Source organism: Massilia sp. BSC265 (assembly GCF_000740675.1).
GTDB lineage: Bacteria > Pseudomonadota > Gammaproteobacteria > Burkholderiales > Burkholderiaceae_D > Telluria.
The window spans coordinates 349,661-370,898 of sequence record NZ_JPXI01000029.1; the positions used below are offsets into that span (position 1 = coordinate 349,661).

The following is a 21,238-nucleotide window of genomic DNA, read 5'->3' on the forward strand; positions in this document are numbered from 1 at the left end:
TATGGAAAAACTGATTGCACAACTGATCCGGCTCTACCTCATGTCCGGTACCGAACCGGACGGCCTGGCGCAGCACCTGCTCGGGCAGCAGACGGTCAGCACGCCCCTGGTCTCGGAAGACGGCTTCACGCGCGCGATCGTCATCGACTTCCCGCGCGCGGCCGAGGACGAGACGCGCAACTGGTCCCAGCTCTGCGAGGTCGCCAATGCGCTGCAGGAAAAGCTGGACTTTCCGGCGCCCGCCGTGAGCATTACCGGAGGAAGCGCTTTCCGCCTGTGGCTGTCGCTGTACGAGCCGGTACCGATCGCCGAGGTGGGCCGTTTCCTGTCGCTGCTGCGCGCGGCATACTTCCCGGACCTGCCGTTGCACGCCAGCGGCGCCGTCGAGCTGCCACCCTGCCAGCACCGGGAAACCGGCAAATGGGCTGCGTTCATCCATCCGGGCATGGGGGCCGCGTTCGCCGGCGAAGCCGGACTGGACGTGCCGCCACCGGCCGCAGCACAGCTGGCTTTCCTGGAAGGACTGCAGAGCATCACCCCGGCCCGGTTCGAGGACGCGATGGCGGCCATGCACCGTCCGCGCGCGGCGGCGCCGGTGCACGCTCCGGTGGCCGCCCCGCCCGATGGGCTGCTGCTGAAGGATGCGACGCTGGAAGACATCGTGCGCCACCTGCATGCGCTCGGCATCGAGCCGACCTTCCGCCATGTCCTGCCCTGCCGCGGTTAATTTTTCCGGACGACCATTCCTTACAAGCGAGCAGCCCCTTGCCCGCCAGGGGTGTATCCTGTGCAGACCGGACATTGGAGGTGCCGCATGAACGACGAACGACGCCACATCTGCCTCGGCTTCACGGATGAGCGCTATCCGGAGGGGACGCACATCTGCTACCTCTACAACGACGACGAGGAGCGGCGCCGCATCCTGCCGCTGTTCGCACGTCATGCGCTGCTCGAACACGATTGCTTCAAGTATATCGCCGACGCTACGGACGGCGCCGGACTGGCGCGCATCGTCGAGGAACTCGACCTGGACAGCGCCGGGCGCGGCCTTCCGGGCTGCATCGACATCACGACCGCGAGCGACGGCTATTTTCCGGATGGCTGCTTTGATCCTGATGCGATGCTGGCACGCCTGCGTGCCGCCTACGCACAGTGTCTCGCTGCCGGCCATGCCGGCGCCAGGGTCACCGGCGAAATGTGCTGGGCCCTGCGCGGCATTCCCGGCGCCGACCGGATCGTCGAGTGCGAATCGCGGATCAACGACCTGGTCAGGGAAGTACCGGTGACCGTGATGTGCCAGTACGACCTGCGCCGATTCGACGGCGCGACGATGTTCGACGTCATGAGCGTGCATCCGGTCATCATTGTCGGCGGCTATATCCTGCGCAATCCCTTCCACCAGCATCCGGCGGCAAGACAAGGGCACCAGCATGGCCGGTGAGGGAGATCAGCCCAGCGCGACCGTGATGGGACGATTGCTGGTCATCCAGCAGGCCATCGATGCCCTGCCTGACGATGCGCGCCTTGCCGACTTTGTCAGGCGCGCGCTGGGGGGCATCCCCGGCATCGCCGACGCCCATGTCCACCTCGAGGGGCGCACGACAGCACCGACCGGGGCCATCGCCGCCCTGCTCGAGCGCTGCGGTGGCGGCGCTGGCCCGGTTCCCGTACCCAACCTGCAGCGCAACATCGGCCGCGAGGGCCATTGCTTCCCGATCCGCACACCCGACCAGCATTTCGGTTGCCTCGTCGTGCAGATCGCCGACGAACAGGCCCTGCGCCCCTACCGCGATTTTCTCGGCAATATCTCGAGCACGATCAGCCGCGTGCTCGCGACGCGCGTGTACCAGGCCCGGCTGGAGCAGCTCAACGAAGAACTGCGCCAGGCCCGCGACCAGCTCGAACTGCGGGTGGCCGAGCGCACCCGCCAACTCGAATACCACGCCACCCACGACCTGCTGACCGGACTCGCCAACCGGCCGCTCATGATCGACCGCCTGCACGCGGCCATTTCCCACGCCCGGCGCGATGCACGCGTGCTCGTGGTCGTCTACCTCGACCTCGACAGCTTCAGTTTCATGAATACCGGCCTGGGGATTGCCTGCGGCGACGCCTTCCTGCGCGAGACGGCGCACCGGCTGTGCCGCGTGGTTCCCGACTGCGACGCGGTGGCGCGCATCGGCTCGGACGAGTTCGTGATCCTGCTGTCCGGCCTGGAAAGCGTCGAGCGCAGCGGCCACTGGCTGCACGAGATGCTGGCCGCCGTGCGCGAACCGGTCCGGCTGGAAGGAAAAGACGTCGTGGTCACCGGCAGCATCGGCGCCAGCGTCTACCCCTTCGACGGTGAAGACCCGGAACTCCTGCTGCGCCGCGCCAATTCGGCCATGCACCGCGCCAAACGTTCCGGCAAGGACAGCGTCCAGTTCTACGCCAGCACGCGCGACGCCGCCGTGGCCGGACGCATGGAACTGGAAGCCGAGCTGCGCGAAGCCATCCCCGGCGGGCAGCTGGTGCTGCACTACCAGCCCAAGCTCGACCTGCAGACCGGCGCCTGGTACGGCGCCGAAGCCCTGGTGCGCTGGCAGCACCCGAAGCGTGGCCTGCTGCCCCCTGGCGAGTTCATTCCACTGGCGGAAGAGTCGTCCTTGATCGTCATTCTCGGCGAATACGTCCTGGCCCAGGCCTGCCGCCAGGCCGCGCATTGGCACCGGTCCGGCCTGGCGGGCAAGTCGGTGGCAGTCAACGTGGCTGCCCGCCAGCTGCGCGACCGGCGCATCGTCGACGTGGTCGCCACCGTGCTGCGCGACACCGGCCTGCACCCCGGCTGCCTGGAGCTGGAGATCACCGAAAGCTCGATCATGCACGACCTCGAGTACGCATCGAGCCTGATACACGAACTGAAAGCCCTGGGGATACGCATCTCGATCGACGATTTCGGTACCGGATACTCGAGCCTGAGCGCCCTGCGCTACTTCCGCGTCGACAAGCTGAAGATCGACCGCTCCTTCGTCAAGGAAATCGAAAGCGACCAGAGCGCCGCGGCAGTGGCCCTGGCCGTGATCTCCTTTGCCCGGACGCTCGGCATGCAGGTCAATGCGGAAGGCGTGGAAACACCGGGCCAGGCCAATTTCCTGCAGCAGCATGGCTGCGACGAAATCCAGGGCTACCTGCTGTCCCGCCCCTTGCCGGCCGCGCAGCTGGAAGCCTTGTACCGCGCGGGCAATCCGCCTGGCTGGCATGGAAAAGCACCTGAGTGAAAAAGGAGGAAAGATGAAGACTGCGGTATTCAGCGCACGCCGCTACGACAAGACGCTGCTGGCACGCGCCAACGGGGATGCCGGCCACGAGCTGCGTTTTGTCGAAGACCGCCTGACCCTGTCGACCGCGGGGCTGGCCGAGGGCTGCGAAGCCGTCTGCGTGTTCGTCAACGACTGCGTCGATGCCGAAGTGCTCGGCGTGCTGGCCCGGCAGGGGACCCGGCTGGTAGCCACCCGTTCCACCGGCTACAACCAGATCGACGTGGCCGCGGCCCGGCAGCATGGCATCGAGGTGGTGCGTGTCACCGACTATTCGCCGCATTCGGTCGCGGAGTTCGCGGTGGGCCTGCTGCTGGGCGTGAACCGCAAGATCGCGCGCGCCAGCGCGCGCACCCGCGACGGCAATTTCGACCTCGAGGGCTTGATGGGCTTCGACCTGCACGGCAAGACCATCGGCGTCATCGGCACCGGCAAGATCGGCCTCATCTTCGCGCGCATCATGGCCGGCTTCGGCTGCACCATCCTCGGCCACGATCCCTGGCCGAACCCGGCCTTCGGGCAGGCCGGCGGCAGCTACGTGGGGGTCGACGAACTGCTTGCGCGCAGCGACGTCGTGTCGCTGCACTGCCCGCTGACGGAAGCTACCCGGCACATCATCGATGCCGGCAACCTCGCGCGCGCCAAGCGCGGCAGCATCCTCGTCAACACCAGCCGGGGCGGCCTGGTCGACACCGAGGCCGCCATTGCGGCGCTCAAGAGCGGCCAGCTCGGCGGCCTGGCGATCGACGTCTACGAGCAGGAAGCGAACCTGTTCTTCCAGGACCTGTCCTCGACCATCATCTGCGACGACGTGATCCAGCGCCTGGTGTCCTTCCCGAACGTGATCGTCACCGGCCACCAGGCCTTCTTCACCGTCGAGGCGGTTGGGCAGATCATGCAGACCACCATCGACAGCATCACCGCCTTCGAGCGTGGCGAAGCGCTGCTCAACCGGGTGCCGCCGGCCTGAAGGCCGGACTGCGCGGCTTCGGCGCCGGGGCGCCGCACTACCACCAGCAAAGGCCGCTCGGTCCATTTCGGGTGCGCGCCCCGGTTGAACCGACGTCAATGCAGTTCGATTGCGCGCCGCAGCATGGCGTATTCGCCTGTTACCGTCTGTAAGGGCGGTGGCCGGATGCAGCCGTGCGCCGATAGAATGGGCCCGGTACGGTAGAATCCTGCCAATACCGCCTGCATCAGCGTGACCAACCACCGAAGGAGCTGCCATCACTGCCGACGAACTCCCCTTCAACAACTCCTTCGCCGAGTTGCCGCCGGCTTTTTATACCCGGCTCATGCCGACGCCCCTGCCGTCGCCCTATTTCATCGCTGCCAGCACACCCGCCGCGGCGCTGGTCGGCCTCGACCCGCAGGCGCTGGCGCAGGAGGATTTCGTCACCGTCTTCACCGGCAACAAGGTCGCGGTGCGCTCCCAACCGCTCTCGGCAGTGTATTCCGGCCACCAGTTCGGCGTCTGGGCCGGCCAGCTCGGCGACGGGCGCGCCATCGTGCTCGGCGACCTGCCGACGGCGAACGGCCCGATGGAACTGCAGCTCAAGGGCGCCGGCCTGACCCCGTATTCGCGCATGGGCGACGGCCGTGCGGTACTGCGCTCCTCGATCCGCGAATTCCTGTGCTCGGAAGCCATGGCCGCGCTCGGCATCCCGACGACGCGCGCCCTGATGCTGACCGGTTCGCACCAGCGCGTCATGCGCGAAACCGTCGAGACTGCCGCCGTCGTGACCCGCATGGCGCCGACCTTCGTGCGCTTCGGTTCCTTCGAACACTGGCTCTACCGCGGCAAGCAGGCCCAGCGCGGAGGCGATGAGCTGAAGATCCTGGCCGACTACGTCATCAAGAACTGGTATCCGGAATTCCTTGGCAGTGCGAACCCCTACAAGGAACTGCTGGCCGAGGTCACGCGCCGTACCGCGCACATGATCGCGCATTGGCAAGCGGTTGGTTTCATGCATGGCGTCATGAACACCGACAATATGTCGATCCTTGGCCTGACGCTCGACTACGGCCCCTTCGGCTTCATGGAAGCCTTCGACGCCAACCACATCTGCAACCATACCGACCAGGGTGGCCGCTATTCCTATGCCAACCAGGTGCCGGTGGGCCACTGGAACTGCTACGCGCTCGGCAATGCCCTGCTGCCGCTGATCGGCACCCCGGAAGATACCGAGGAAGCGCTCGACGCCTACCGCCCCGCCTTCGGCGCCAAGCTGGACGAACTGCTGCATGCCAAGCTCGGCCTGTTCGACGCGCGCGACGGCGACAGCGCCCTGTTCGACGACATGTTCAAGCTGCTGCAGGCCAACCATGCCGACTTCACCTTGTTCTTCCGGCGCCTGGGCGACCTGCAGCTGGACGGCGGGGTGGAACAGGACGCCCCGCTGCGCGACCTGTTCATCGACCGCGAAGCCTTCGATGCGTGGGCCGGCCAGTACCGGGCCCGCCTGCGCCTGGAGCACAGCCAGGACGCGCTGCGCCGCACCGCGATGCACCGCAGCAACCCGAAATACGTGCTGCGCAACTATCTGGCGCAGACCGCCATCGAACAGGCCCAGAACGGCGACTTCGGCGGCGTGCACAAACTGCTGGCCGTGCTCGAACGTCCCTTCGACGAGCAGCCGGAAAACGAATCGTATGCGGCCCTGCCGCCCGATTGGGCAGCCCACCTCGAGGTGAGCTGTTCTTCATGAATCAAGAGAAACAAGAAACGCAAGAGAGAACCGCCATGAACGACAAAGTGACCAAGAGCGACGCCGAGTGGCGCGCCCAGCTCGACCCGATGGAGTACCAGGTAACCCGCCACGCCGCCACCGAGCGTGCCTTCACGGGCAAGTACTGGGACCACCACGAGCACGGGATCTACCACTGCGTCTGCTGCGACACCGCGCTGTTCGAGTCCGACGCCAAGTTCGATTCGGGCTGCGGCTGGCCGAGCTATTTCAAGCCGCTCGACCCGGCCAAGGTCATCGAGAAGGTGGACCGCAGCCACGGCATGGTCCGCACCGAGATCATCTGCGCCGTCTGCGACGCTCATCTCGGCCACGTATTCGAGGACGGCCCGCCGCCGACCGGCCTGCGCTACTGCATCAATTCCGCCGCCATGCGCTTCGAACCCGCTTAAGGAAAGGCCGGGAAAACTCAATGATTAAGTTTTTGTTCGACATGCTGCCGGTGATCCTGTTCTTCGGCATCTTCAAGTATGGGGAAAACAACCAGGAATGGGCCCACGGCCTGGTCACCGACTACCTTGGTTTCCTGATCTCGGGCGGCGCGGTGCCGGCCGCGCAGTCGCCGATCCTGCTGGCGACCGCGGTCACGATCGTGGCCACGGTGCTGCAGATCGTCTACCTGCTGGCGCGCCGGCGCAAGGTCGACGGCATGCTGTGGCTGTCGCTGGGCGTGGTGGTGGTCGCCGGCGGCGCCACGATCTACTTCCACGACGAGACCTTCATCAAGTGGAAACCCACCATCCTGTACTGGGCCTTCGGCGTCGCCCTGCTGGTGGCGCAACTCGTGTACCGCAAGAACCTGATGCGTTCGGCCCTGGGCGGGGCGATGAACCTGCCGGACGCCGTCTGGAACCGCGTCCTGTATGCCTGGGCCGCCTTCTTCGTCGGGCTGGGCCTGCTGAACCTGCTGATGGCCTTCGTGGTCTTCCGTAGCGATACCGGCGCCTGGGTCAGTTTCAAGCTGTTCGGAATCACCGGCATCCTGTTCGCCTTTATCGTTATCCAATCGCTGTTCCTGTCCAAACATATCCAGGAGGATGCTCAAAATGGAAGCTAACCGTACCGAACGCCTGCGCGAGCGGCTGCAGGCCGAACTCGCCCCGTCCGTGCTGGAAATCACCGACGACTCGCACCTGCATGCCGGCCATGCCGGCGCTGCCTCCGGCGGCAGCCATTACAGCGTGAAAATCGTGTCGGACAAGTTCCAGGGCCTCACGCTGGTCATGCGCCATCGTCTTGTGTATGATGCCGTTCACGAAATGATCAACAAGGCGGAAATCCATGCGCTGGCCATTACGGCCCTCGCACCTTCGGAGCAATCCTGAAGGCCTGCCGTCCCTACTCATCTTCAGTCAGCTTTAAGAATAGTGGCCGACAATATGTAACGCGAAGTACCAGAACTTGAAGTACAAAAACTAATCAAATCTCTGTCCAAGTATCTCTTCCCACAGGAATTCCAGAAATGACTTTTAAGCCAGCACGCCTGCTGTTAGCTCTGATCGCCGTTACCGCAGCACCAGCCTTCGCGCAGAACCTCGCCGTCGTCAACGGCAAAGCCATCCCGACCTCGCGCGTCGAGGAAGCCGTCAAGCAGCTGGTCGCCGCTGGCCAGGCCCAGGACAACCCGCAGACGCGCCTGGCAATCAAGGAAGAGATGATTGCCCGCGAAGTGCTGATGCAGGAAGCCATCAAGCAGGGTTACGACAAGAAGCCGGAAGTCCGCGCCGCGCTCGACAACGCGCGCCAGGCCATCGTCGTGAACCAGCTGGCCCGCGATTACATCCAGAAGAACCCGGTGACCGATGCCGAGGTCAAGGCCGAGTACGACAAGTTCAAGGCCCAGACCGGCGACAAGGAATACCACGTACGCCACATCCTGCTCGACACCGAGGCCGAAGCGAACGCCGTGATCGCCAAGATCAAGGGCGGCGCCAAGTTCGAGGAAATGGCCAAGCAGTCGAAGGACACCGGCACCGCCAACAACGGTGGCGACCTGGACTGGGCGACCCCGTCTTCGTTCCCGCCTGAGTTCGCCGCCGGCTTTACCGGCCTGCAGAAAGGCGCCGTCACCGACAAGCCGGTGAAGACCGCGAACGGCTTCCACGTCATCAAGCTGGACGACACCCGCCCGGCCAAGCTGCCGTCGCTGGAAGAAGTCAAGCCGCAGATCCAGGATGCCCTGGCCCAGAAGAAACTGGCTGACTACCGTGACCAAATGGTCAAAAAGGCAAAGGTGCAGTAAGATGTATCACCGCCGGTGCCTTGGGGCACCGGTTCTTGCCGCCCGCGGCGAACTTTTTCGTGTTTAGATAGGACCTTAACAATGATTTTGAAGCCAGCCCGCCTGTCCTTGGCAATCAGCTTTGCCGTGACCGCGATGATCGCCGCGCCTGCATTCGCGCAGAACGTTGCTACCGTCAATGGCAAGCCCATCCCGGCGGCAAAGGTTGACCAGCTGGTCAAGCAGGTGGTTGCACAGGGCCGTGCCACCGATTCGCCGCAGCTGCGCGACGCGATCAAAAAAGACCTGATCGGCCGTGAAGTCCTGATCCAGGAAGCCGACAAGCAGGGCATCGGCGGTCGCGCCGAGGTCAAGGCAGCCATCGACAATGCCCGCCAGAGCATCATCATCAACGCGATGCTGGCCGACTACGTCAAGAAGAACCCGATTTCCGACGCCCAGATCAAGGCCGAGTACGACCGCTACAAGGCACAGGTAGGCGACAAGGAATACCACGCCCGCCATATCCTGGTCCCGACCGAAGACGAAGCCAAGGGCATCATCGCCAAGCTGAAGGGCGGCGCCAAGTTCGAAGAGCTGGCCAAGCAGCACTCGAAGGACGGCTCGGCAGCCAACGGCGGCGACCTGGACTGGGCAAGCCCGGCCAACTACGTGCCCGAGTTCTCGAAGGCCATGGTTGCCCTGCAAAAAGGCGCCGTCACCGACACCCCGGTCAAGAGCCAGTACGGCTTCCACGTGATCAAGCTGGAAGACGTGCGCCAGGCCAAGATCCCGGCCCTGGACGAAGTCAAGCAGCAGGTCGCGGAATCCCTGCAGCAGCGTCAGCTGGCGCAGTACCGCGAAAGCCTGGTCAAGAAGGCCAAGATCCAGTAATCGGGTCTTGCCGGATAAAACAAGCGCTCCCTCGGGAGCGCTTTTTTTATGCATGCGCGTGCAGCAGCGGGACGCGGATGCAGCGCTGCAGCGGGCAGGTGCCGGGCGCCGTGCTGGCAAATCAGGTAGCGGCATTTCGGAGCTCTCCTACGGCGGCGCGGAGCGTGCGCCTATTCAGCCCGCTGTCGGGTTGACTAAGATGGTCAGCAAGACCAACCGACAAGGAGGCCACCATGAGCAAAGAACAAGGCACCGAACACGGACCAGCATTGGACGGCGGACGTGAGGGCCCGGGCGGCGACATGACCTGCCCGGTGCGGGTGGAACGCCGCCGGCCGGCGGCAGCGCGGGCGCGGACCAGTCGGCCGAGCCGGTGTGGCGCTACCAGGTGCCCCCTCCCGGCAGCGGTAGCGGAACGCCTGCCGGCGAATCGAATGCCGGACACTACACACCGAATGCGGCCGGCCACGGTGGCGGGATCGTCAGCGCCCCGGCCGAAAGCAATGTCAATGCGCCCGGCCGCCCGTTGAGCGGCGCCGGCAGCGCGGCCGACCCGGCCGGCGGCACCATCGGCGGTATCCAGGCGAGCAGGGACGCCGAAGCCATGGGCGGTGCAGGGGGCGGCGGCAATCCCGGCGCAAGCGCCGCCAATGCCGACAGTAAGCCGGGCGGTTCCGGCGAGACCGACCAGGACTAGCTTTCAGCTCTGCCGTTGCGACCACGACCTGCGTCCTCTCCTACGCACGCCTGGTCGCGCGTCCTATTGAGGTCATGGCGGAGACGACTACCATCGAGCCGATACGTTAACAGGAGGACAGCATGGACAAGGATCAATCGAAAGGGGCCGCGGCCAACCAGGACACGGGCGGCCGGGACGGCCAGAAGGCCGACAACGCGTCCAAAGGCGGACTGTGGCAGTACCAGACGCCGCCGCAAGACCCGGGCGCCGGCGCAGTGCAGTCGAACTCGGCGCACTACACCGGTGGCGCCCATGGCGGCGACAGCCAGCAGGGCGACTTCCTGAAGTCCTCGCTGGAACAGAACGCGATGCCGGCAGGTGCGCCGCAGACGAGTCGCGGCAGTGCGATGGGCTCCGGTGGCGTCGATACCCAGGGCGGCAATGGTCCGGGTGCGGGCGCGCCGGGAACCGATCGGGACGGCATGCCGGGAGGCAGCGGCGGCGGTGAATCCGGCGGCGGCGGGTCATCCAACGACAAGGCTTCGGGCGCCGGCGGCGGCCAGCCTGCCCCGGTCGGCAACGGGACTCCGGACCAGCCGGTCTGGGCCACCTGAATCCGTCCCGGCCATGAAAAAAGCGCCTTCGCGGAGGCGCTCTAAGTCATGAGCCCGACGGCTCATGCAGTAGCGTGGGCGGGTGTCCCGCCCACGCGGTCAAATCACAGTGCTGCGGCCCGTGCGATTGTTCGCATCCCAACTACCCGCCCACAGCCAATCAGCCGACCCACTTGCGCGCGTTGCGGAACATGCGCATCCACGGCGACTCGTCCGGCCAGCCCGCCGGCGCCCATGAATGCACGACGGTGCGGAACACCCGCTCGGCGTGCGGCATCATCGCGGTGAAGCGGCCGTCTTCGGTGGTGACGGCGGTCAGGCCGCCCGGCGAACCGTTCGGGTTGAACGGGTAGGTTTCGGTCGCCTGGCCGCGGTTGTCGACGTAGCGCAGGGACTTCACCACCGCGTCGATGTCGCCGGTCAGCGAGAAGTCGGCAAAACCTTCGCCGTGCGCGATCGCCAGCGGTGCCTGGGTACCGGCCATGCCGTCGAAGAAGATCGACGGCGAATCCAGCACCTCGACCATGCCGAACCGCGCTTCGAACTGCTCCGACTTGTTGCGGGTGAACTTCGGCCACGCGTGTGCGCCAGGGATGATCGACTTCAGGTTGCTCAGCATCTGGCAGCCGTTGCACACGCCCAGGCCGAAGGTGTCCTGGCGCGCGAAGAAGGCGGCGAACTGGTCCGACAATTGCGGGTTGAACAGGATGGTCTTGGCCCAGCCCTCGCCCGCGCCCAGCACGTCGCCGTAGGAGAAGCCGCCCACGGCGATGACGCCATGGAAGTCCGCCAGGCTGGCGCGGCCGGCGATCAGGTCGCTCATGTGTACGTCGATGGCGGTAAAGCCGGCCTGGTGCATCACCCAGGCGGTCTCGATGTGCGAGTTCACGCCCTGCTCGCGCAGGATCGCCACGCGCGGACGCACGCCCGTTGCGATGAACGGCGCCGCGACGTTGTCGCTCAGGTCGAAAGTGAGCTTCGGCGACAGGCCGGGGTCGGTCTCGTCCAGCAGGCGCGCATATTCCTGGTCGGCGCAGTCCGGGTTGTCGCGCAGGCGCGCGATGCGCCAGCTGGTCTCGCTCCACAGGCGGTGTAGAACGCTGCGCTTCTCGCTGTAGATGACCTTGGCGTCGCGGGTGAATTCGATCACGCCGCGGTCGTTCAGCTTGCCGATGATATGGCTGCAGGCGCCCAGGCCCAGTTCGCGCAGCACCGCCATCACGGCCTGCTTGTCATCGAGACGCACCTGCAGCACCGCGCCCAGCTCTTCGCTGAACAGGGCGCGCAGGGTCATCTCGTTGCGGCGCTCGCCCACCTGCGTGGTCCAGTTCTTGGCATCGCCCCAGTCGGAAGCGTGCTCGCCTTCCATGGTCAGGATGTCGAGGTTGACCGACACGCCGGCACGGCCGGCAAAAGCCATCTCGGCCAGGGTGGCGAACAGGCCGCCGTCCGAACGGTCGTGGTAGGCCAGCAGCTTGCCCTCCTTGTTCAATCGCTGGATGGCGTTGAAGAAGGCTTTCAGGTCGTCGGCCGAATCGACGTCCGGCACGCTGTCGCCGATCTGCTGGAATACCTGGGCCAGGCTCGAGGCGCCGAGGCGGTTCTTGCCACGGCCGAGGTCGACCAGCACCAGGGCGGTGTCGCCGACATCGGTACGCAGTTGCGGGGTCAGCGAACGGCGCACGTCCTCTACCTGCGCGAACGACGAGACGATCAGCGACACCGGCGAAATCACCGACTTGTTGGCGCCGTCGTCGTTCCAGGTGGTGCGCATCGACAGCGAATCCTTGCCGACCGGGATCGACACGCCCAGCGCCGGGCACAGCTCCATGCCGACCGCCTTGACGGTGTCGAACAGCGCGGCGTCCTGGCCCGGCTGGCCGCAGGCCGCCATCCAGTTGGCCGACAGCTTGATGTCGCCGATCTCCTTGATCGGCGCGGCAGCGATGTTGGTGATCGCCTCGCCCACGGCCATGCGGCCCGAGGCTGCGGCGTCGATCACGGCCAGCGGGGTGCGCTCGCCCATCGCCATCGCCTCGCCCACGAAGCCTTCATAGGACATGGCGGTGACGGCGCAGTCGGCCACCGGCACCTGCCACGGACCGACCATCTGGTCGCGCACGGTCATGCCGCCCACGCTGCGGTCGCCGATGGTGATCAGGAAGGATTTATCCGCCACGGTCGGCAGCAGCAGCACGCGGCGCGCGGCTTCCGCCAGCTCGATGCCGGTCAGGTCGATGGCCGGGAAGTCGTACTTGACGTGCTCGACTTCGCGCAGCATCTTCGGCGGCTTGCCGAGCAGGACGTCCATCGGCATGTCGACCGGATAATTGTTGGCCTGCGGGTCGATCACACGCAGCTGACGCTCCTCGGTCGCAGTGCCCACGACTGCATATGGGCAGCGCTCGCGCGCGCAAATCGATGCAAATTTATCAAGGTCCATCGGCGAAATTGCCAACACATATCGCTCCTGCGACTCGTTGGACCAAATTTCCTTTGGCGCCATGCCCGACTCTTCGAGCGGGACCTTGCGCAGGTCGAACAGCGCGCCGCGCTTGGCGTCGTTGACGATTTCCGGGAAGGCGTTCGACAGGCCGCCCGCGCCCACGTCGTGGATCGAGATGATCGGGTTGTCCGCGCCCATCTGCCAGCAGCCGTTGATGACTTCCTGGGCGCGGCGCTCCATCTCCGGGTTGCCGCGCTGGACCGAGTCGAAATCCAGGTCGGCGGTGTTGGTGCCGGTGGCCATCGAGGACGCGGCCGAGCCGCCCATGCCGATGCGCATTCCCGGGCCGCCCAGCTGGATCAGCAGGCTGCCGACCGGGATCTCGTCCTTGTGGGTATGCTCGCTCGAAATGTTGCCGATGCCGCCGGCGATCATGATCGGCTTGTGGTAACCGTAGACGCTGCCGGCCGCGCCGACGTTCTGCTCGTAGGTACGGAAGTAACCGCCCAGCACCGGACGGCCGAACTCATTGCTGAAGGCGGCGCCGCCGAGCGGGCCGTCGATCATGATCTGCAGCGGCGAGGCGATGCGCTCCGGCTTGCCGTAGGCAGCGTCCACACGGCCGGCGGCGCCCAGCGTGACGTCGGAGGCGTTCTCCCACGGACGCTGGGCATCCGGCAGCAGCAGGTTCGAGACCGTGAAGCCGGTCAGGCCCGCCTTCGGCTTGGCGCCGCGGCCGGTCGCGCCCTCGTCGCGGATCTCGCCGCCGGCGCCGGTCGAGGCGCCCGGGAACGGGGAGATCGCGGTCGGGTGGTTGTGGGTCTCGACCTTCATCAGGATGTGGGTCAGCTCCGTCGAAGGCGCATACTCCTGGCCCTGGCGCGGGAAGAAGCGCGTCACATTGGCGCCTTCGATGATCGAGGAGTTGTCGCTGTAGGCGACGACGGTGCCACGCGGGTTCAGCTGGTGGGTGTTCTTGATCATCTGGAACAGCGAGCGGTCCTGCTTGACGCCGTCGATGATCCAGTCGGCGTTGAAGATCTTGTGGCGGCAGTGTTCGCTGTTCGCCTGCGCGAACATCATCAGCTCGACGTCGGTCGGGTTGCGCTGCGCGCGGGTGAAAGCGTCGTGCAGGTAGTCGATCTCGTCGACCGACATCGCCAGGCCCAACTCAAGGTTGGCGCGCACCAGCGCCGCACGCCCCTCCCCGATCACGTCCACGGTCTCGAGCGGACGGCCGGCGAGTTCGTCGAACAGGCGCTGCGCTTCGTCGGCGTTGCGCAGCACGGTCTCGGTCATGCGGTCGTGCAGCAGCGCGGCGACCGCCTGCACCTCCTGCTCGCCCAGCTTCTTCGGCGCGCCAATGCCGGTGCCGAGGATGCCGCCCTTGAGCACGACGGTGTAGCCGACGCCGCGTTCGATGCGGTGCACGTGCTGCATGCCGCAGTTGTGGGCGATGTCGGTGGCCTTCGAGGCCCACGGCGAGATCGTGCCCAGGCGCGGGATGACGAAGAACTCTTCGGTCACGCCTTCATACAGCGTCTGCGCTGCAGGCTCGCCATAGGTGAGCATGGCGCTCAGGCGCTCGGTATCGTCAGTGCTCAGCGCTGCGCTGCTGTCGATGAAGTGGAAGAAGCGGGCCTGGACTGCAGCAATCGATGGTGCGACGGCTTGGAGTTGCGACAGGAGGCGTTGGCTACGGAAGGCGGACAGGGCGTTGGAACCCGGCAGAATCAACATGGCTGAGAAGTTGGTTGATGCAGCGTCGCTGCTAGGGTGGAAGATAGCCCGCTATTATACAGTGTCACCAAGCAGCGTTGCATTCCTACCAGTCGAGACCTTGTAGAACGGACATTTCTTGATCCAGCAGGAACTTATCGGTATTGTAAGGGCTACATCACGGCAAAGAGGTGCATGGGCACCAAACAGGAACAGAGCGAGATGCAAGAGAATGCGAACCTGACGGTCCTGATCGTCGACCCCAACGGCGGCATGCGCGCCAGCCTGCAGAACATGCTGAACCAGGCCGGCATCACCAAGGTCGAGTCGGCGATCAATGCGAGCACCGCGATCAAGCAGCTCGCCAAACGCGGCTACGACATCATTCTCTGCGAGTACGATCTGGCCGGCCCTTCCGGCGACGGCCAGGACGGCCAGCAGCTGCTGGAAGACCTGCGCCACCACCGGCTGATCACGGCCTCCACCATCTTCATCATGCTCACCTCCGAAGGCGTGTACGACAAGGTCGTCAGCGCCGCCGAGCTGACCCCGACCGACTACGTGCTCAAGCCGTTCACGGTGGAGATGCTGAGCACCCGGATCAAGCGAGCGCTGGAACGCCGGACCGCCCTGCTCCCGGTCTGGCAGCTGGCCGCGCAAGGCAAGCCGATCGAGGCCATCCGCGCCTGCGGCAGCGCCGCCATCGCCAGTCCGCGCCATGCGCTCGACTTCCTGCGCCTGAAGGCCGAACTGCACGTCTCGGTGGGCGAACACGCACAAGCCGGCGCCATCTACCGCGACGTGCTGGCCGAGCGCCCCCTGGGCTGGGCCGGCCTGGGGCTGGCGCGCACCATGCTCGCGCAAGGAGCGGTCGGGGACGCGCGCGACACGCTGGAGGCGCTGGTGCAGGCCAATCCGCGCTTGATGGCCGCCTACGACCTGCTGGCGCGCTGCCACGAGCGGTTGGGCAGCACGGGCGATGCGCAGAAGGTGCTGGAAGAAGCGGTGTCGATCTCGCCGCACATGGTACGCCGCCTGCGCAAGCTGGGCGAAGTCGCCTTGGAAAACGGCGACGCCGACGCGGCCGAGAAGTCCTTCAAGCAGGTGGTGAGCAAGGCGCGCTATTCCGAATTCCGCAACCCGGAAGACCATGTCAATCTGGTCAAGGCGATGGTCACGCGCGGCGACGTGGCGGGTGCCGGCGGCGTGATCCGCGACATGGAGCGCTCGATGCGCGGCAGCGCGAACATCGATGCCTGCAAGGCCTATTCGAACGCCCTGCTGCAGGAAAAGATGGGCAACGTCAGCGCCGCCATCGCCGAGCTCTCTACTGCGGTGAGCGCGGCGCGCACCAGCAGCAGCCTGTCGCCGAACCTGAAGATCGGCCTGGCCCAGGCTTGCCTAGAGCACCGGATGGACGAGCAGGCTTCCAACGTCATGATGAGCGTGATGGGCGATGCCACCGGCCAGGTGACGGTGGACCAGGCCATGGGCGTCTTCGTGCGTGCGGGCCGTCCCGACCTCGCCGACGGCATGGGCCAGCAACTGCGCGCCCAGGCCCAGATCCTGCTCGGCGTGGCGGACGAGAAGCGCAACATGGGCGACGTGCGCGGCGCGGTCCAGACCCTGCTGGAAGCGCTGCACATGGCGCCGGGCAACCTGCAGGTGATGGTGGCCGTTGCCGGGGGCATCCTGCGGCAGGTGAACGAGCTGGGCTGGGATCATGCGCTCGCCGAGGTGGCGAACGAGCAGATCGAGCGGCTGAGGGCCATGGATGCCGGGCATCCCCGGCTGGCGGCGCTTACCGAGGAATTCCAGCAGGCCAAGCGCAAGTACGGTATCTCGACCTAGGCACGACGCGTATCCCGCCGCCAGCCCGTGGGTGGCGCCGGCCGTGCCGCTAGCTGCGCATCCGGGCAGGCCGCATCACGATCACAGCGCAGGCCAACAGGACGAGGTGGGCAGTACTCGAATAGAACGGCGCCAGCGCCGGCTGCGCGACGTCGGTCCGGGCGAAGGCATCCAGCAGGCCGTTGGCCAGGTTCCAGCCCCAGTGCAGGCCCACAGCGGCCCACAGGGTGCGCGTGCGGTAGAGCGCCGCCGCGTATGCGAGTCCGAAGCAGAACAGCCTGAACCACTCCACCGGCCCCTCATGCAGGCGGTAGATGTGGTTCAGCACGTACAGCCCGGCCGAAACCACGACGAACATCCAGTGCTGCCCCAACTGCGGGAAGGCGCGCAGCACCAGCCCGCGCGTCAGGATGTCTTCCGCGGTCGACGCAATGAAGGTCGAGAAGGCGAGGAAGGCAAGCGTACCGAGCAGCGCCGTGCCGGGCTGGAGGTCCACCCATGCAAAGGTGTAGACGCCGGCGTAGGTGCCGACCGTGAGCGTAGCGAGCTTCGCCATGATCGCCAGAACTAGCCCGAGCGCAAGCAAGCGCAGCCAGCCCGGCTGTGCGTCCAGGTACCAGGCACGCATGCCGTCGAAACCCAGCCAACGCGAACCCCACCAGGCAAGGGGCGGGAACAGGAGCAGCAGGAAGGGGTTCCCAAGGGCCTGCGGCAGTTGGTAGGACAGGACCAGCACGGCCGCGACCAGCAGCAGGCGTGTAGGGCGCGGGGGTGCAATGGAAGAAGGGGTCAAGGTCTGCATCGGTTGGCCGGATGTGGGCAAATCGCCCGTTGTCTCGGGAATGCCGCGAAGAATACCGTTTTCGTCCACGTCCCGCACGGGCCATGCGACGAACTGCGTGAAGCGTGGCGTGAACCGGATGCCGGCGGCGATATCGACGTACCTGCATTCCCGCAGACGCCAGGCTGTTTCCGATGGCGCGCCTGTCCGGACAGTTTCGCCATCCACGCTGAGTTGCCCGGCATCGTCACCAGGTTCGGAGCCGCACCGGCGAACATGCGGCCGGGCCGCATGAACACATGAACACCCGCGCGACCGGATGCGTCCGTCGCCGAACCAGGCCGCCGTGCTAGGACCGGCCGTAGCCTCCACCTCCCGGCGTTTCGATCACGAACAAGTCACCCGGATGCATCCCCACCTTGCCGACGTGACCGAGGACCTCGACCGTCCCGTCGGCTCGCTGCACCTCGTTCCGCCCACGCTCGCCGGGCTCGCCGCCGGCCATGCCGAACGGCGCATGGATCCGGTTATTCGACAGGATCGCCGCCGTCATCGGCGCCAGAAAGCGCAGCTTGCGCACCCCTCCGTTGCCACCGCGCCAGCGTCCCGCCCCGCCCGAACCGTGCCGGATCGCGTAGCTCTCCAGCCGCACCGGGAAGCGAAACTCGAGAATCTCCGGATCGGTCAGCCGCGAGTTCGTCATGTTGGTCTGCACCACGTCCGTGCCGTCGAAACCCTCGCCCGCCCCCGAACCGCCCGAGATCGTCTCGTAGTACTGGTAGCGCGCATTCCCGAAGGTGAAGTTGTTCATCGTGCCCTGGCTGGCTGCCATCACGCCCAGCGCGCCGTATAGCGCATTCGTGATGCAGGTCGAGGTCTCGACGTTCCCCGACACCACCGAGGCCGGATAATGCGGGTTCAGCATCGAACCCGGCGGGATAATGACCTCGAGCGGCTTGAGGCAGCCGGCGTTGAGCGGAATGTCGTCGTCCACCAGGGTGCGGAACACATACAGCACCGCCGCCATGCACACCGCCGAGGGCGCGTTGAAGTTGTTCGGCAGCTGTCCCGAGGTGCCGGTAAAGTCGATCTCCGCGCTGCGGCTGTCGCGGTCGACGCGGATTGCCACTTCGATCCGCGCGCCGTTATCGAGCTCGTAGCTGAACCGGCCGTCCTTCAGCGCCGAGATCACGCGGCGCACGGCTTCCTCCGCGTTGTCCTGCACATGACCCATGTAGGCGCGCACCACATCCAGGCCATAGTAGCCCACCATCTTGTGCAGCTCCTCGACGCCCTTCTGGTTGGCCGCCACCTGGGCGCGCAGGTCGGCCATGTTCTGGTCCGGATTGCGCGCCGGGTAGCGTGCGCTGCTCAAGAATTCCCGCGCTTCCTGCTCGCGCAACACGCCGTCAAGGCCGTCGACGAGCTTGAAGTTGTCGATCAGGACGCCTTCCTGGTCGATGTGATCCGAATCCGGCGGCATCGAGCCCGGCGTGGTGCCGCCGATGTCCGCATGGTGGCCGCGCGAGCCGACGTAGAACAGGATCTGCTCGCCCGCCTTGTCGAACACCGGCGAGATCACGGTGACGTCCGGCAGGTGCGTGCCGCCGTGGTACGGATCATTCAGCACGTAGACGTCGCCCGCCTTCATCCGGCCCGCATTCCTGCGCATCACGCTCTTGATGCTCTCGCCCATCGACCCGAGGTGCACCGGCATGTGCGGCGCGTTGGCTACCAGATTGCCGTCGGCATCGAAGATCGCGCAGCTGAAGTCGAGGCGCTCCTTGATGTTGACCGAGTAGGCCGTGTTCTGCAGGCGCAGGCCCATCTGCTCGGCGATCGACATGAACAGGTTGTTGAAGATCTCGAGCATCACCGGGTCGGCCGTGGTGCCGATGGCGCGCCGCTCGGGCAGCGCTTCCACGCGGCGCAGGACCAGGTGCTTGTGCGGCGTGACCTGTGCCTGCCAGCCCGGCTCCACCACCGTGGTGGCATTCGCTTCGGCGATGATCGCCGGCCCGCGCACGATGTCGCCCGCTCGAATGGCCTCGCGCAGGAACACACCGGTATCAAGCCACGCCCCGCCGCTGAACATGCGTACCAGCTCATCCGGGGCCGGCCGGCCCCCTTCCGGCCCTTGCTGCGCGGCGGCCTCGAGCGGCGCGTCGGAACGTCCGATGGCTTCTACGGACACCGCTTCCACCACCAGGCCGCGCGAGGGCATCAGGAAGGAATAGCGGCGCTTGTAGGCCTGCTCGAACGCGGCATGCATGGCATCGTCCGCGCCGAAGGGCACGACGATGGCCGAATCCGTCCCCTCGTAACGCAGGTGCACCCGGCGTACCAGTTCGATGCGGTCCGGTGTCACGCCCTGCCGCAGCAGTTGGTCGCGCGCACTGGCGCCGAGGGCATCGAGACGAACCGCAAGCACGTCGCTGCCGGCATCCTTCAGGCGCAGCTCGACGGCCTGCTCGCGCATCGCGGTCTGATCGGCCAGGCCCATGCCGTAGGCCGACAGCACCCCGGCCAGCGAATGGATGAACACCGTCTTCATGCCCAGCGCGTCCGCCACCAGGCAGGCATGCTGGCCGCCGGCGCCGCCGAAGCTGGTCAGCGCGTATCCGGTCACGTCGTGGCCACGCTGCACCGAGATCTGCTTGATCGCGTTGGCCATGTTGCCGACCGCGATCTGGATGAAGCCCTCGGCCACTGCTTTCGGTGTCGGCACGCTGCCCGTGGCACGGCCGATTTCCTGCGCCATTGCGGCGAATCCGGCGCGCACGGCCTCCAGGTCGAGCGGCTCGTCGCCGTTTTTGCCGAACAGGCGCGGGAAGTGCTGCGGCTGGATCTTGCCGAGCATGACGTTGCAGTCGGTGACCGCCAGCGGGCCGCGGCGGCGGTAACTGGCCGGGCCCGGATTGGCGCCGGCGCTGTCCGGGCCGACACGGTAGCGCGTGCCGTCGAAGTGCAGGATCGAACCGCCGCCGGCGGCCACCGTGTGGATGCTCATCATCGGCGCACGCATGCGCACCCCCGCCACCTGGGTCTCGAAGACGCGTTCGAACTCACCCGAAAAGTGCGAGACGTCGGTTGAGGTGCCGCCCATGTCGAAGCCGATCACGCGGTCGAAGCCGGCCAGCCGGCTGGCCCGCACCATGCCGACGATGCCGCCGGCGGGCCCGGACAGGATGCTGTCCTTGCCCTGGAAGGCGCGCGCATCGGTCAGGCCGCCGCTCGACTGCATGAACTGCAGGTTCACGCCCGGCAGCTCGCCCGCGACCTGGTCGACGTAGCGGCGCAGGATGGGAGACAGGTAGGCATCGACCACGGTCGTGTCGCCGCGCGCCACCAGCTTCATGAGCGGGCTGACCTCGTGCGATACCGATACCTGCGTGTAGCCGATCTCGCGCGCAATCCGGGCGGTGACCGCCTCGTGTTCCGTGTAGCGGTAGCCGTGCATGAAGACGATGGCGATCGAGCGCAGGCCGCGGTCATAGGCCTGTCGCAGGCTTGTACGGGTGGCCGCTTCGTCCAACGGTTGCACGACCTCGCCGTGCGCGCCCATGCGCTCGTCGACTTCGATCACCTCGGCATACAGCAGTTCCGGCAGCACGATGTGGCGATCGAACAGGCGCGGACGGTTCTGGTAGGCGATGCGCAGCGCGTCGCGAAAGCCCCGGGTGATGGCCAGCACGGTCGGCTCGCCCTTGCGCTCGAGCAGCGCGTTGGTGGCCACCGTCGTGCCCATCTTGACGGCTTCCACCAGGGCCACCGGTACGGGCTCGCCCTGCGCGACACCCAGCAGGTGCCGGATGCCGGCCACGGCCGCGTCGCGGTACTGTTCGGGGTTTTCGGAGAGCAGCTTGTGCGTGACCAGCTGCCCGTCGGGCCTGCGTGCCACGATGTCGGTGAAGGTGCCGCCGCGATCGATCCAGAACTGCCAGTCCATGTACATACCCCTTGCCGCTTCATCCAAAACATCTATTGTAG

16 protein-coding genes are annotated in these 21,238 nt (G+C 66.2%); 13 read left to right on the plus strand and 3 right to left on the minus strand.

The annotated features are described in order from the left end of the window. The first annotated feature begins 1 nt into the window (after position 1). From MA09_RS08740 to MA09_RS08795, 12 genes are all read left to right on the plus strand, one after another. Entirely contained in the window at positions 2-727 is a 726-nt protein-coding gene (locus MA09_RS08740) for a hypothetical protein (protein ID WP_036246966.1), read from the plus strand. Between the two features lie 87 nt (positions 728-814). Next, positions 815-1,441: an MEDS domain-containing protein gene (locus MA09_RS08745; RefSeq protein ID WP_051933297.1), complete on the plus strand. Its 627-nt coding sequence runs from the start codon at positions 815-817 to the stop codon at positions 1,439-1,441. Continuing rightward, complete coding sequence (locus MA09_RS08750) at positions 1,431-3,257, plus strand: bifunctional diguanylate cyclase/phosphodiesterase (protein WP_081897501.1); 1,827 nt, start codon at positions 1,431-1,433, stop codon at positions 3,255-3,257. The genes MA09_RS08745 and MA09_RS08750 overlap by 11 nt, the downstream gene beginning before the upstream one ends. Before the next feature lie 13 nt (positions 3,258-3,270). Continuing rightward, the gene (locus tag MA09_RS08755; protein ID WP_036246967.1) at positions 3,271-4,266 is read left to right on the plus strand and encodes a 2-hydroxyacid dehydrogenase; all 996 of its coding nucleotides are present in this window, start codon (positions 3,271-3,273) and stop codon (positions 4,264-4,266) included. 256 nt (positions 4,267-4,522) lie between these two features. Beyond that, positions 4,523-6,004, plus strand: a complete 1,482-nt coding sequence (locus MA09_RS08760) for a YdiU family protein (protein WP_081897502.1) — start codon at positions 4,523-4,525, stop codon at positions 6,002-6,004. Positions 6,005-6,039: 35 nt separating this feature from the next. Then, positions 6,040-6,435, plus strand: a complete 396-nt coding sequence (gene msrB / locus MA09_RS08765; protein ID WP_036246971.1) for a peptide-methionine (R)-S-oxide reductase MsrB — start codon at positions 6,040-6,042, stop codon at positions 6,433-6,435. Positions 6,436-6,458: 23 nt separating this feature from the next. After that, entirely contained in the window at positions 6,459-7,100 is a 642-nt protein-coding gene (locus MA09_RS08770; RefSeq protein ID WP_036247496.1) for a septation protein A, read from the plus strand. Next, positions 7,090-7,368 (plus strand): BolA family transcriptional regulator, encoded by a 279-nt coding sequence (locus MA09_RS08775; protein ID WP_036246973.1) that lies wholly within the window; start codon positions 7,090-7,092, stop codon positions 7,366-7,368. Before MA09_RS08770 ends, MA09_RS08775 begins: the two co-directional genes overlap by 11 nt. Before the next feature lie 137 nt (positions 7,369-7,505). Next, positions 7,506-8,285: a peptidyl-prolyl cis-trans isomerase gene (locus MA09_RS08780; RefSeq protein ID WP_036246975.1), complete on the plus strand. Its 780-nt coding sequence runs from the start codon at positions 7,506-7,508 to the stop codon at positions 8,283-8,285. An 81-nt stretch (positions 8,286-8,366) separates the two neighbouring features. After that, positions 8,367-9,158: a peptidylprolyl isomerase gene (locus MA09_RS08785; RefSeq protein WP_036246977.1), complete on the plus strand. Its 792-nt coding sequence runs from the start codon at positions 8,367-8,369 to the stop codon at positions 9,156-9,158. 373 nt (positions 9,159-9,531) lie between these two features. Then, positions 9,532-9,855: a hypothetical protein gene (locus MA09_RS08790; protein ID WP_036246979.1), complete on the plus strand. Its 324-nt coding sequence runs from the start codon at positions 9,532-9,534 to the stop codon at positions 9,853-9,855. Between the two features lie 122 nt (positions 9,856-9,977). Continuing rightward, positions 9,978-10,451 (plus strand): hypothetical protein, encoded by a 474-nt coding sequence (locus tag MA09_RS08795; RefSeq protein WP_036246981.1) that lies wholly within the window; start codon positions 9,978-9,980, stop codon positions 10,449-10,451. Positions 10,452-10,611: 160 nt separating this feature from the next. Here the strand turns inward: MA09_RS08795 and purL are convergent, their stop codons facing one another. Continuing rightward, entirely contained in the window at positions 10,612-14,637 is a 4,026-nt protein-coding gene (gene purL / locus MA09_RS08800) for a phosphoribosylformylglycinamidine synthase (RefSeq protein WP_036246983.1), read from the minus strand. A gap of 174 nt (positions 14,638-14,811) precedes the next feature. Here purL and MA09_RS08805 point away from each other — a divergent pair, with 174 nt between their 5' ends. Beyond that, positions 14,812-16,467: a response regulator gene (locus MA09_RS08805; RefSeq protein WP_307183534.1), complete on the plus strand. Its 1,656-nt coding sequence runs from the start codon at positions 14,812-14,814 to the stop codon at positions 16,465-16,467. Positions 16,468-16,516: 49 nt separating this feature from the next. Here MA09_RS08805 and MA09_RS08810 read toward each other — a convergent pair whose 3' ends face one another. Together MA09_RS08810 and MA09_RS08815 are read right to left on the minus strand one after the other, a co-directional pair. Next, on the minus strand, positions 16,517-17,260 hold the full coding sequence (locus MA09_RS08810; RefSeq protein ID WP_161783211.1) for a CPBP family intramembrane glutamic endopeptidase: 744 nt from the start codon (positions 17,258-17,260) through the stop codon (positions 16,517-16,519). 337 nt (positions 17,261-17,597) lie between these two features. Beyond that, complete coding sequence (locus tag MA09_RS08815; protein ID WP_051933339.1) at positions 17,598-21,197, minus strand: hydantoinase B/oxoprolinase family protein; 3,600 nt, start codon at positions 21,195-21,197, stop codon at positions 17,598-17,600. Between the last annotated feature and the right edge of the window lie 41 nt (positions 21,198-21,238).